Source organism: Paraburkholderia sp. FW306-2-2C-D06C (assembly GCF_058781505.1).
In genome coordinates, this window is the sequence record NZ_JBYSWU010000005.1 from 80,419 (window position 1) to 93,044 (window position 12,626).

The following is a 12,626-nucleotide window of genomic DNA, read 5'->3' on the forward strand; positions in this document are numbered from 1 at the left end:
GCACCGGGGAAACCCGGGCTCAAGCATCTGCGGAACGCCGCTTAACCGCGGCACTTACATCCTGGACAGATATTCGAAGCCTTAGTTTAGGCGAGCGTGGAGTCCTTGTAAATCATAGACTTCCAGGTTCTTCAAATAGCGCAAACCTTCCACTGCGGCCCGCGCGCCGGACATCGTCGTGTAGTACGTGACCTTGTTCGCCTGCGCGCTCATGCGGATCGAGCGCGAATCGGCAATCGCGGCGCGGGTTTCGTCGACGGTCGTGAAGACCAGCGCGATCTCGCCGTTCTTGATCATGTCGACGATGTGCGGACGGCCGTCCTTCACCTTGTTGACGACCTTGACCGGCACGCCTGCCGCTTCGATCGCGGCAGCCGTGCCCTTGGTCGCGACGATCGGATAGCCGAGCTCGTGCAACATGTGCGCGACTTCGACGGCCTTCGGCTTGTCGGCGTCCATCACGGTCAACAGCACCGTGCCCGACTCCGGCAGACGCGAACCCGCCGCGAGCTGCGACTTGAAGAGCGCCTCGCCGAACGTCTGCCCCACACCCATCACTTCACCGGTCGAACGCATTTCCGGTCCGAGCACCGGGTCGACTGCCGGGAACTTGACGAACGGGAACACCGCTTCCTTCACGCTGAAGTACGGCGGATCGATTTCCTTCGTCACGCCCTGCTGCGCGAGCTTCTGGCCGACCATCGCACGCGCCGCGATCTTCGCCAGCGGCAGGCTGGTCGCCTTCGACACGTACGGCACCGTACGCGACGCACGCGGGTTCACTTCCAGCACGTAGATGATGTCTTCCTTCGCACCATCCGCCTGCGGCACTTGCTGGATCGCGAACTGCACGTTCATCAGGCCGACCACGTTCAACGCCCTGGCCATCGCGCCGGTCTGGCGCTTGAGCTCTGCAACGGTTTCCTTCGACAGCGAGTACGGCGGCAGCGAGCAAGCCGAGTCGCCCGAGTGCACACCCGCCTGTTCGATGTGCTCCATCACGCCGCCGATGAACACGGCTTCGCCATCAGAAATGCAGTCCACGTCGCATTCGATCGCATCGTTCAGGAAGCGGTCGAGCAGCACCGGCGAATCGTTCGACACCTTCACGGCCTCGCGCATGTAGCGCTCGAGATCACGCGGCTCGTGGACGATTTCCATCGCGCGGCCACCCAACACGTACGACGGGCGCACCACCAGCGGATAGCCGATTTCGTCGGCGAGCTTGAGCGCTTCGTCTTCGGCGCGCGCGGTGCGGTTCGGCGGCTGGCGCAGACCCAGGTCTTGCAGCAGCTTCTGGAAACGCTCGCGGTCTTCAGCGGCGTCGATCATGTCCGGCGACGTGCCGATGATCGGCACGCCGTTCGCTTCGAGATCGAGTGCGAGCTTCAGCGGGGTTTGACCGCCGTACTGCACGATCACGCCGACCGGCTTTTCCTTGTCGACGATTTCGAGCACGTCTTCGAGCGTCAGCGATTCGAAGTACAGACGATCGGACGTGTCGTAGTCGGTCGAAACCGTTTCAGGGTTGCAGTTGACCATGATCGTTTCGTAGCCGTCTTCGCGCATGGCGAGCGCGGCGTGCACGCAGCAGTAGTCGAACTCGATGCCCTGGCCGATCCGGTTCGGGCCCCCGCCCAGCACCATGATCTTCTTGTTGCTGGTCGGGTTCGCTTCGCACTCTTCCTCGTAGGTCGAGTACATGTACGCGGTTTTCGTGGCGAACTCGGCCGCGCACGTGTCGACGCGCTTGTAGACCGGACGCACGTTCAGCTCGATACGACGCTGACGCACTTCCGCCGGTTTCGCGCCGAGCAGCTTCGCGAGGCGTCGATCCGAGAAGCCGCTTTGCTTCAGGTACTTGAGCTCTTCCTTCGACAGGCTCGCGAGCGTGCGGCCCTGCAACGCCTTTTCCTTCAGGATGATCTGTTCGATCTGCGCGAGGAACCACGGATCGATCGAGGTTTCTTCGAAGATTTCCTGCGCGCTCATGCCGACACGGAACGCGTCGCCGACATACCAGATGCGATCCGGACCGGCTTCGCCGATCTCACGGATGATCTCGTCGCGGTTGTCGGTCTTTTCGTCCAGACCGTCGACGCCGACTTCGAGACCGCGCAGCGCCTTCTGGAACGATTCCTGGAAGGTGCGGCCGATCGCCATCACTTCGCCGACCGACTTCATCTGGGTGGTCAGGCGCGAATCGGCTTCGCGGAATTTCTCGAACGCGAAACGCGGGATCTTGGTGACGACGTAGTCGATGGTCGGTTCAAACGACGCCGGGGTCTGGCCGCCGGTGATTTCGTTCTTCAACTCGTCCAGCGTGTAGCCGACGGCGAGCTTCGCTGCGACCTTCGCGATCGGGAAGCCGGTGGCCTTCGACGCCAATGCCGACGAACGCGACACACGCGGGTTCATTTCGATCACAATCATCCGGCCATCTTTCGGATTGATCGAGAACTGCACATTCGAGCCGCCCGTGTCCACGCCGATCTCGCGCAGCACCGCGAGCGACGCGTTACGCAGCACCTGATATTCCTTGTCGGTGAGCGTTTGCGCCGGCGCGACGGTGATCGAGTCACCGGTGTGGATGCCCATCGGGTCCAGGTTTTCGATCGAGCAAATGATGATGCAGTTGTCCTTCTTGTCGCGGACCACTTCCATCTCGTACTCTTTCCAGCCGAGCAGCGATTCTTCGATCAGCAATTCGCGGGTGGGCGACAGATCGAGGCCACGCCTGCAGATCTCTTCGAATTCGTCGCGGTTGTACGCGATGCCGCCGCCCGAGCCACCCAGCGTGAACGACGGACGGATCACGACGGGATAGCCGCCGCTGCCGGTTTCCGCGGCGATCTTCGCCTGCACCTGCAGCGCTTCTTCCATCGAATGCGCGGTGCCCGACTTGGCCGAGCCGAGGCCGATCCTGGTCATCGCGTCCTTGAACTTCTGGCGGTCTTCCGCCTTGTCGATCGCTTCCGGCGACGCGCCGATCAGCTCGACCTTGTACTTGTCCAGCACGCCGTGCGCGTGCAGATCCAGCGCGCAGTTCAGCGCGGTCTGGCCACCCATCGTCGGCAGGATCGCGTCCGGGCGCTCCTTGGCGATGATGCGCTCGACCACTTCCCACGTGATCGGCTCGATGTAGGTCACGTCGGCCGTGTTCGGGTCGGTCATGATCGTCGCCGGATTGCTGTTGACGAGAATGACCTTGTAGCCTTCCTCACGCAGCGCCTTGCATGCCTGCGCGCCCGAGTAGTCGAACTCGCACGCCTGGCCGATGATGATCGGACCCGCGCCGATGATGAGGATGCTCTTGATGTCTGTCCGCTTGGGCATAACGCTCTCGCTAATGTATTCCTGAATTCTTTCCGTCGGCGCGCGTCGTTTCTACGTTGCACGCGCTCTGTTGTGTGCGGCTCCGCGACGCCCCCAGGGGTGTGGCGAGCCGCGCGCTGCCGAGGCCTTTATGCCGCTGCGGACTTGCCGGCCTTCTTCGCATCCATCAACGCGGTGAAGCGGTCGAACAGATAGGCGATGTCGTGCGGGCCGGGCGACGCTTCCGGGTGACCCTGGAAGCAGAACGCCGGCTTGTCGGTCAGCGCGAAGCCTTGCAGCGTGCCGTCGAACAGCGATACATGGGTAACCTTGGCGTTGGCCGGCAGCGTGTCGGCGTCGACCGCGAAGCCGTGATTCTGCGACGTGATGACCACGCGCCCGTCGTCCAGATCCTTCACCGGATGGTTCGCGCCATGATGGCCGGTCTTCATCTTCATCGTCTTCGCGCCGACCGCGAGGCCCATGATCTGGTGGCCGAGGCAGATGCCGAAGGTCGGGATGCCGCGCTCGATCAGTTCCCTGGTGGCCGCGATCGCGTAGTCGCACGGTTCCGGGTCCCCCGGGCCGTTCGACAGGAAGATGCCGTCCGGGTTGAGCGCGAGCGCGTCAGCCGCGCTGGCTTGCGCCGGCAGCACGGTGACGTGACAGCCGCGTTCAGCCAGCATGCGCAGGATGTTGTACTTGACGCCGTAATCGAATGCGACCACGCGGTGCTTCGGCGCGTTCTGCTTGCCGTAGCCCTCGCCCAGACGCCATTCGGTCTGGGTCCATTCGTAGGTTTCCTTCGTCGACACGACCTTCGCGAGGTCCATGCCCGACAGGCCCGGGAACGAGCGCGCGAGTTCGATTGCCTTCGCTTCGTCATCCGAGCCAGCCAGAATGGCGCCGTTCTGCGCACCCTTGTCGCGCAGCACGCGGGTCAGCTTGCGAGTATCGAGCCCGGCGATGGCGACCACGCCTTCATCCTGCAGGTATTGCGGGAGCGTACGCTCCATGCGGAAGTTCGAGGCGAGAACCGGCAGATCGCGAATGATCAGGCCGGCGGCATGGACTTTGGTGGCTTCGACGTCTTCGGCATTCACACCGACGTTGCCGATGTGCGGATACGTGAGGGTCACGATCTGACGCGCGTAGCTCGGGTCGGTCAGGATTTCCTGATAGCCAGTGATAGCGGTGTTGAACACGACTTCGCCGATCGTATGCCCTGGGGCGCCGACCGAGTAACCACGAAAGACCGTGCCGTCGGCGAGCGCGAGCAGAGCGGGAGAAAATGACGGCAACACGGGAGACTCCTTGGGGAACACCCTGTTGCCGACCTGTCTATCCGACTGCGAGCCGCAGCAAGGCGCATCGGCGAAGATGCGGGCGCAGGCTCGCTCGCGGTCTGCTGCCTACGCTGCAAGGGGCGCGACGGGTCCATTGTGTAGACGGATCGGCTGGGTGCGGGGCCCTTGCTACGCTGGCGGCGCGCGGCGGATGAACGGTATGGGAGAGGTAGACGCTAGGGTGCGGGTTGATAAGCTCAAACCTTCAAATTATAGCCTGAAACCACCATTCCCTCCAAATCCGAGATGACTAGCGGACGTGGAAAGGCGCCTCCTGATTTCTGCCAGAGCCTTGCTGCGCTTGACGCGCAAGCTGTCTGAGGAAATTTGCACGAGCCAGAATCAGGATCGGCGCGGCAAATGGGAAGCAGACGCGGGACGCAGACGCGACGCCGGCGACGGCTCTACCTGATAACCGCGAACAGCCCGCTCAGGACTGGCGTTCCGCGTGCACGTGCGCCGGATGAATCTGCGTGCGGCCTGGCAATACGTACCAGATCGCGCTCAATACTTGCAACGCCACCAGAATGCCCCAGGCGCTCAGATGCGCGGCCGCCGGATAGTGGCCGCCGCTCGCCGGCCAGTGCGATAACACGGCGCCGACGCCGATCTGAAATCCGAAAATCAGCAAAAAAATGATCAGCGTCAGCGTGGTGTTGGCCCGGCCGATCATCTGCGCCGGGAAATGCCGCGCCATCACCGCGTAGCTGAGAATGCCGGTCCCGCCGAAAATTCCGTACGCCGCCCACAGCAGCCCGGCAGGCAGCGGCGCGCCGAACATGATCAGCAACTGCGTGAGGACGAAGAACGCCATGCCCATGCCGCAGAACGCGTACAGCGACACCCCGCGCCGCTCGAGACTGCGCGCCGCCGCGCCGAAGCCAACGCAGCCGGCCATCATCGCGAAGCCGAGAATCGATACCAGCGCAGCCGCTTCACGCGGCTCGACACCCTGCACGTCGCGCAGCCAGGCGCCGACCCAGAGCGACTGAATCGCGTAGAACACGCCTTGAGTGACAACCGAAAACGACGCGATCTTCCAGAACGCCGCGCTTCTCAGGATGTGCAAGGTGCCTTTGAACTGAGTGCCGACGCTCGCCTGATGGTGGGTTTCCCTTGTGTCCGGTGCGAGCGTCCACAGCGCCGCCGCGACCAGCACAGTCAGGAGACCCAGCCCGACGCAGACCGCGCGCCAACCCGCGAAGGTCAGCACCCAGGTGAGCGGCGAGCCGACCATCACGCCGCCCAGACCGCCCACCGCCATCACCAGCCCGTTCATCAGCGGCAAGCGAGCCGGCGCAAAATGCTGCGCCAACGCCTTGAAGGCGGCGCCAAGACACACCGATACGCCGACGCCAATCAGCAGGCGCCCGAGCATCATCACGCCGACGCTGTGCGCCGCGCCGAACACCCCTATCCCCGCCGCGGCAAACAACAGCGTGGCGGCCGTCACCCGGCGTGCGCCGAAATGGTCGAGCAGCACGCCGGCGGGAATTTGCGCGCCCGCGAAGCCAAGAAAGTACAGACTGGTCAGCAAACCGAGGTCGGCGGCCGACAAGCCGAGATCGCGCGTGATGACGGGCGCAAAGCCGAGATTGACACCGCGAAATACGTACGAGACGAAGTAACCGGCGGAAAAGAGCAGAAAAACGCGGAGCTGGGTCGACGACATAAACGGAGAATGGACTGCCGATCTGGCCGAAGCACGAAAGATAAAGCAAACCAGCCCAATTCGCCGGAAATAATCTGCAGAATGAAAAACGCCGTCACCACAGGAGACGGCGTTGGAAAAAACACGGTGTGATCGGAGCGCAATTCACGCGCTGCCCCCGCAGCGCATGTGGTCACTCCCGTGGGAGCCGCTTTTGGTCTACTTACCCTTCTTCGCGTTGGCCGCGGTCTTCGGGCGGCTGTCTGCCGCGGCCTTCGACGCCTTGCTGGACGTGGAAGCCGACACCTTCGTCACCTTGCCCTTGCTGGCGCCCGATGCTGTCGGCTTGCTGGCTTTGCCCACCGGTTCGGAAACCTTCACCACGGCGGACCGGCCACGCCCCTTCTTCCTGTCGTAGCGTGAATCGTTCCTTGTGTCTGCGACGCGGGTGCCGATCTTCTCGACGCCGCCGCCCTGCACGTCCGTCGCGATGCGCTCGGGGCCGGGTTCGCTCGGCATCGCCTTGCCGACCGGCACGTGCAGCACGATCACCTGGCCACGCGAGACCTGATCGCGATGCGTGCGATTCCACGCCTTCAGCTGACCGACCGAGACGCCGTAGCGCACGGCGATAGCCGCCATGGTCTGATTGCGGCGCACGCGGATCAGCATCTTGCGGGTATCGGGGACGTCGGGCTCCATCGCCAGCACGGCGCTTTCGGCGACGTCCGCGCTGATGTCCTCGTCGTCGTCCGAAGCGCGCGGCACGACGATCGTCGAGCCCGGCTTCAGACGCATGCCGGCCGGAATCTTATTTACTTCCATCAACGTGTCGGCGTCGACACCGATCTTTTGCGCGATCGCCGCCGGCGCCGAACGCTCCGTGACCGTGTAGGTGGTCCAGGACGACAGCGAACCGGAGTAGGTTTTCAGATTGCGCTCGAAGGCGCTCGCGTTGTCGAACGGCAGCAGGATTTGCGGCTGCGTGGCGCCGAGAATCACCGGCTTCCTGAACGACGGATTCAGCGAACGGAATTCGTCGAGCGAAAGATTCGCGAGCTTTGCCGCCATTTCCACGTCGATGTCGTGCGAGGTGGTCACCGTCACGAAATACGGGTGGTTCGGAATCGACGGCAGCGCGAGCCCGTACATCTGCGGGTTCATCACGATGTTCTTCACCGCCTGCAGCTTCGGCACGTAGTTACGCGTCTCGTTCGGCATGCGCAGGCTGAGATAGTCGGTGGGCAGACCCGCCGCTTCGTTGCGCGCGATCGCGCGCTGCACGTTGCCTTCACCCCAGTTGTACGCGGCGAGCGCCAGCTGCCAGTCGCCGAACATGTCATGCAGGCGCGACAGATAGTCGAGCGCGGCGCTGGTCGAGGCCAGCACGTCGCGGCGCTCGTCCTGCCACATGTTCTGCTTGAGGTTGTAAGTGCGGCCGGTGCCCGGCATGAACTGCCACATGCCGGCCGCCTTCGCCACCGACAACGCTTGCGGGCTATACGCCGATTCGATGAACGGCAGCAGCGCGAGCTCGGTCGGCATATGGCGCGCCTCGAGCTCCTCGACGATGTGATACAGGTACTTCTGCGAGCGCTCCGTCATGCGCTGGACGTAGTCGGGGCGCTGCGCATACCAGTTGACCTGCATGTCGACGAGGTCGGTTTGCAGATCCGGCATTTGAAAACCACGCCGAATACGGCCCCACAGGTCGGCGTCCGCGCTCGTCAGTTGAGTGACCGAGCCTTGGTCGACGTTAATCGTCTCTTTGGCGGTGGCTGTCTTGCGAAGGGCGTCGGCTACGGCTTCCTGACTGGCGGGGTTTGTTGCGGTGGTCGGGCTATTCGTCGCTGGTCCCTGGCTCGCGCAGGCGGCGAGCGTCAGAACCAACAACGCACTAAAGATAAATCTCATGAACGTCTCGGCTTCCACAAGGGCTGGAATTTGCAGCCGATAGTACGAAACGGCAACGTTTACGTCAATCGGAAAATTACGAAAAAACCAAGCAAATCTTAGGCTTGGCGAATTTTCGCGATTCTTCGCGTGAGCAATGCCCTTATGCCAATCCGGTCAACGGAAGCGGTTCTTCCATTCGCGCATCAGTGTGAATGCGGTCAACCGGTCAGGCACTTTTTCGTGCAACTGCTCCTGCAAGGTCGTTTGAATCGCCGGCTTGTCGGCGCGCAAAAACGGGTTCACCGCGCGTTCGTGGGCGATGGTGGTCGGCAGCGTCGGCACTTGACGCGCGCGCAGCGCGCTCACCTCGTCGCGCCATGCCTGCAGTTCGGCGTTGCCCGGTTCGCACGCCAGCGCGAAGCGAATGTTCGACAGCGTGTATTCGTGCGCGCAGTGGACCTCGGTGGCGCCGGGCAGCGCAGCAAGCGAATCGAGCGATGCAAGCATCTGCGCGGGCGTGCCTTCGAAAAGCCGGCCGCAGCCGCACGCGAACAGCGTGTCGCCGCAAAACACGTGCGGTGTGCCGCGCGGATCGGCCGCCTGAAAATACGCAATGTGACCGCTCGTATGCCCCGGTACGTCGAGCACGCTGAATTCGAGCGCGGGCGCCTCAATATTCACGCGATCGCCATTTCTGAGACGATGCGTGAGATGCTCGATCGCTTCACCGGCGGGGCCGTACACCGGCACCGCCTGGCCGTTCAGCAGATCGGCCACCCCGCCGACGTGGTCTTGATGATGGTGCGTGAGTAAAATAGCGCTCAGCCGCCAACCCCTTTTCGCCAGATAAGCGCGAACAGGCGCGGCCTCACCCGGATCGACGACCACCGCATGGTGTCCGTCTGACACGAGCCAGATGTAATTGTCTTCAAACGCCGGGACCGGTACGTACTCGAGCGCATTCATAGGCGACGCATTTTGATATGACTGATCGAGCGATTATAGACTGGCCCGCGTGGACCGATTCGCCCCCCGGGCGCTACGTGCTCGACTGGGAACAGACCCAGCTCGACCGCGTGGTGTCGGACGTGTTCGGTTACCATGCGCTGCAACTCGGCCTGCCGCAGCTCGACGCCTTGCGCGAAAACCGCATGCCGTGCCGCGGCCTCGTGCTCGACGCCGCGAGCGGCGCCAGCGCGCCCTACGCTTTTCCGCGCGGCCCGGCGCAGGCAGGCAATGGCCCCGGCAACGGCGCCGTGCAAGGTTCACCCGCGGGTTTGCCCGCGCCGGCCGGGCGCAGCACAGTGTGGTGCGATCTGCTCGACTTGCCGTTCGAAGCACAAAGCGTCGATCTGATCGTGATGCCGCACACGCTGGAATTCACCAGCGATCCGCACCGGCTATTGCGCGAAGCGGAGCGCGTGCTGATGCCCGAAGGGCAGCTGATCATTCTCGGCTTCAATTCGCTGTCGCTGTGGGGTGCGCGGCAGTCGGTCGGCAAGATGACCGGCCGGCCGTTCGTGCCCGCGGCGGTCGATCTGATTGCGTTCACGCGCCTGAAGGACTGGATCAAGCTGCTCGGTTTCGACCTTGAACGCGGGCGCTTCGGCTGCTATCGTCCGCCGCTTGGCAGCGATCAGTGGCTCTCGCGTTACGGCTTCATGGAGGCCGCCGGCGACCGCTGGTGGCCGATTTTCGGCGCCACCTACATGATCAAGGCGATCAAGCGCGTGCGCGGCATGCACCTCGTCGGCCCGCTGAAAGTGAAAAAACCCGTCCTTGCCGCGGGCCTCACGCCCGCCGCCACACCGAATACACGCAACCACACCCAATGACTTCTGATCTCATCGATATTTATACCGACGGCGCCTGCAAGGGCAACCCCGGCCCCGGCGGCTGGGGCGCGCTGCTGCGCTTCGGCGCCCAGGAAAAAGAACTGTTCGGCGGCGAAGCCAACACCACCAACAACCGCATGGAACTGATGGGCGTGATCGCCGCGCTCGAAGCGCTGAAGCGTCCATGCAAAGTCGTCGTCCATACCGACTCGCAATACGTGCAAAAAGGCATCAGCGAGTGGATTCACGGCTGGAAAAAGAAAGGCTGGATGACCGCCGCGAAGACGCCGGTGAAGAATGCCGATCTTTGGAAACGGCTCGATGCGCTGGTCGCGCAACACGAAATCGAATGGCGCTGGGTGCGCGGCCACAGCGGTCATCCGGAAAACGAGCGCGCGGATCAACTCGCCAATCGCGGCGTCGCATCGCTTGCAGAGATGTGATGCCCGCCTCGATGCACGCGGCGCGGCACTCACGCGCGCCCTTCTTTTCCGCTGATTTTTTTAGAGCAGGCTAATCCGACATGCGTCAACTCATCCTCGATACCGAAACCACCGGACTCAATGCACGCACCGGCGACCGGATCCTCGAACTCGGTTGCGTCGAACTGGTGAACCGCCGGCTCACCGGCAACAACCTGCACTTCTACATCAACCCGGAACGCGACAGCGATCCAGGTGCATTGGCCGTCCACGGGCTGACCACGGAGTTCCTCAGCGACAAACCGAAGTTCGCGGAAATCGCCGACCAGTTTCGCGACTTCATCCAGGGCGCGGACCTGATCATTCACAACGCGCCGTTCGACATCGGCTTTCTCGACGTCGAATTCGCGCTGCTGAGCTTGCCGCCGGTCAGCACCTATTGCGGCGAAATCATCGACACGCTCGCGCGCGCCAAGCAGATGTTCCCGGGCAAGCGCAATTCACTCGATGCGCTGTGCGATCGCTTCGGCATCAGCAATGCGCACCGTACGCTGCACGGCGCTCTGCTCGACTCGGAGCTGCTCGCGGAAGTCTATCTGGCGATGACGCGCGGCCAGGAAAGCCTCGTCATCGACATGCTCGGCGACACGCACGCTGGCGGCAATGCGCACGCGCCGCGCGTCGCGCTCGACTCGCTGGACCTCGTGGTGATTGCCGCCAGCGACGACGAACTCGCCGCGCACCAAGCTGTGCTTGACGGCCTCGACAAAGCGGTCAAGGGCACGAGCGTATGGCGTCTCGAACCCGCGCCGGCCGCGGATGAGCAAACTGCTTAAAAAATACTGGACGGGTGGAAAAATCCCTGACATAATTCGGCTCTCTTCGGGTGGTTAGCTCAGCGGTAGAGCACTGCCTTCACACGGCAGGGGTCACAGGTTCAATCCCTGTACCACCCACCAGATTCGCGTGACCCGCAAGAACAAAGGCCCTCCGGCGAAAGCCGAGGGCCTTTTTCTTTGCCGCGAAACCTCCGCGAATTTGCTTTTGGCGGAAGATTGGCGGAACGGCAAGATCCAGCCCAGACGATTTTTCAACTTTTGTCTGGAGTCTGTCGATGGCATCCATCTGGAAACGCAACGGGAACTGGCGAGCCGAAGTTCGGCGCCGGGGACACCCTCTTCTCACAAGCACGTTCGACACGAAGGCAATGGCCGAAGCGTGGGCACGACGTATCGAATCGGAAATGGACCGCGGCGCGTTCGTCGACCGCACGGAAGCTGAAAGAAACACGCTGGGCGACCTCCTCATTCGGTACAGCAAGGAAGTCTCGCCCAGTAAAAAAGGCGGCGTTGGGGAGATCCAACGGATCAAGGTTCTGTGCACCGATCCGCTAGCGCGGCTGAAGGCTGCATCGCTAAGCGGCAAGGCCATGGCAGAATTCCGGGACCGTCGCCTTAATGGCTACGGCACAAGAAAAAAGGTATCCGGTTCGACAGTCAACCGCGAACTCACGCTGATTGGCCACGTTATCAACGTCGCGCGCAAGGAGTGGGGAGTTCACGTCGATGTCAACCCAGTGTCGATCATCAGGCGCCCAAAGGAGAACCGGGGCCGCAGCCGCAGACTTGCTCAAACGGAGGAGGCGCGCCTGCTCGCAGAACTCGAACTCAGGCCGCGCCACGATCACGGCCATTTTCTGAAGGGCGGATCGCGAAACGAGTGCGCCCGGCCCATTGTGATCCTTGCGATCGAAACGGCGATGCGACGCGGCGAATTGCTGTCATTGCGCTGGGAAGATGTCCACCTCGACGATCGGTTCGTGCGACTACACGACACAAAGAACGGCGAGGCTCGCGACGTACCCTTATCTCTGCGGGCTGTTGCGACGTTGCGTGTGTGGCGCGAGAGACCCCACTGCGCAGACGACAATGTGTTTCCCACTTCCGCTGACGCGCTAAAAAAGGCGTTCGTTCGGGCATGCTTTCGCGCGAAGATCGACGATCTGCATTTCCACGATCTGCGCCACGAGGCAACCTCTCGGATTGCGGAAAAATTGGACAATATTCTCGAACTCTCTGCAGTGACCGGCCATAAAACGGTCCAAATGCTACGACGCTACTATCATCCACGCGCAAAGGACCTAGCCTTGAAACTAGGATGA

At 62.6% G+C, this 12,626-nt stretch carries 9 protein-coding genes and 1 tRNA gene; 5 read left to right on the forward strand and 5 right to left on the reverse strand.

Going from position 1 to position 12,626, the window contains the following annotated elements; translation table 11 throughout:
• Nucleotides 1-81: 81 nt before the first annotated feature.
• The 5 genes from carB to gloB form a co-directional block, all read right to left on the reverse strand.
• Nucleotides 82-3,336, reverse strand: a complete 3,255-nt coding sequence (gene carB, locus AC3WLT_RS05455; RefSeq protein WP_492590892.1) for a carbamoyl-phosphate synthase large subunit — start codon at nucleotides 3,334-3,336, stop codon at nucleotides 82-84.
• 128 nt (nucleotides 3,337-3,464) lie between these two features.
• Nucleotides 3,465-4,619, reverse strand: coding sequence for a glutamine-hydrolyzing carbamoyl-phosphate synthase small subunit (gene carA / locus AC3WLT_RS05460; RefSeq protein WP_492590893.1), 1,155 nt, complete (start codon nucleotides 4,617-4,619; stop codon nucleotides 3,465-3,467).
• Nucleotides 4,620-5,091: 472 nt separating this feature from the next.
• On the reverse strand, nucleotides 5,092-6,333 hold the full coding sequence (locus tag AC3WLT_RS05465; RefSeq protein WP_492590894.1) for an MFS transporter: 1,242 nt from the start codon (nucleotides 6,331-6,333) through the stop codon (nucleotides 5,092-5,094).
• Between the two features lie 198 nt (nucleotides 6,334-6,531).
• A complete protein-coding gene (locus tag AC3WLT_RS05470) occupies nucleotides 6,532-8,226 on the reverse strand; it encodes a transglycosylase SLT domain-containing protein (RefSeq protein WP_492590895.1) in 1,695 nt (564 codons plus the stop codon).
• Between the two features lie 156 nt (nucleotides 8,227-8,382).
• Complete coding sequence (gloB, locus tag AC3WLT_RS05475; RefSeq protein WP_492590896.1) at nucleotides 8,383-9,174, reverse strand: hydroxyacylglutathione hydrolase; 792 nt, start codon at nucleotides 9,172-9,174, stop codon at nucleotides 8,383-8,385.
• 17 nt (nucleotides 9,175-9,191) lie between these two features.
• Between gloB and AC3WLT_RS05480 the strand changes: the two genes are divergently transcribed.
• The 5 genes from AC3WLT_RS05480 (at nucleotide 9,192) to AC3WLT_RS05500 (ending at nucleotide 12,626) form a co-directional block, all read left to right on the forward strand.
• Nucleotides 9,192-10,043 (forward strand): class I SAM-dependent methyltransferase, encoded by an 852-nt coding sequence (locus AC3WLT_RS05480; protein WP_492590897.1) that lies wholly within the window; start codon nucleotides 9,192-9,194, stop codon nucleotides 10,041-10,043.
• Nucleotides 10,040-10,486 carry a ribonuclease HI gene (gene rnhA / locus AC3WLT_RS05485; RefSeq protein ID WP_492590898.1) on the forward strand — a complete coding sequence of 149 codons (447 nt, stop codon included), beginning with the start codon at nucleotides 10,040-10,042 and terminating at the stop codon, nucleotides 10,484-10,486. Before AC3WLT_RS05480 ends, rnhA begins: the two co-directional genes overlap by 4 nt.
• Before the next feature lie 80 nt (nucleotides 10,487-10,566).
• Entirely contained in the window at nucleotides 10,567-11,301 is a 735-nt protein-coding gene (dnaQ, locus tag AC3WLT_RS05490; RefSeq protein WP_492590899.1) for a DNA polymerase III subunit epsilon, read from the forward strand.
• 48 nt (nucleotides 11,302-11,349) lie between these two features.
• Nucleotides 11,350-11,424, forward strand: a tRNA-Val gene (locus AC3WLT_RS05495).
• Nucleotides 11,425-11,579: 155 nt separating this feature from the next.
• Complete coding sequence (locus AC3WLT_RS05500) at nucleotides 11,580-12,626, forward strand: site-specific integrase (RefSeq protein ID WP_492590900.1); 1,047 nt, start codon at nucleotides 11,580-11,582, stop codon at nucleotides 12,624-12,626.

Bases quoted from the DNA above. Each gene is read 5' to 3' on its own strand.
- AC3WLT_RS05480 (WP_492590897.1), top strand. From the start codon at position 9,192: ATGACTGATCGAGCGATTATAGACTGGCCCGCGTGGACCGATTCGCCC.
- rnhA (WP_492590898.1), top strand. From the start codon at position 10,040: ATGACTTCTGATCTCATCGATATTTATACCGACGGCGCCTGCAAGGGC.
- AC3WLT_RS05470 (WP_492590895.1), bottom strand. From the start codon at position 8,226: ATGAGATTTATCTTTAGTGCGTTGTTGGTTCTGACGCTCGCCGCCTGC.
- dnaQ (WP_492590899.1), top strand. From the start codon at position 10,567: ATGCGTCAACTCATCCTCGATACCGAAACCACCGGACTCAATGCACGC.
- carB (WP_492590892.1), bottom strand. From the start codon at position 3,336: ATGCCCAAGCGGACAGACATCAAGAGCATCCTCATCATCGGCGCGGGT.
- AC3WLT_RS05500 (WP_492590900.1), top strand. From the start codon at position 11,580: ATGGCATCCATCTGGAAACGCAACGGGAACTGGCGAGCCGAAGTTCGG.
- AC3WLT_RS05465 (WP_492590894.1), bottom strand. From the start codon at position 6,333: ATGTCGTCGACCCAGCTCCGCGTTTTTCTGCTCTTTTCCGCCGGTTAC.
- gloB (WP_492590896.1), bottom strand. From the start codon at position 9,174: ATGAATGCGCTCGAGTACGTACCGGTCCCGGCGTTTGAAGACAATTAC.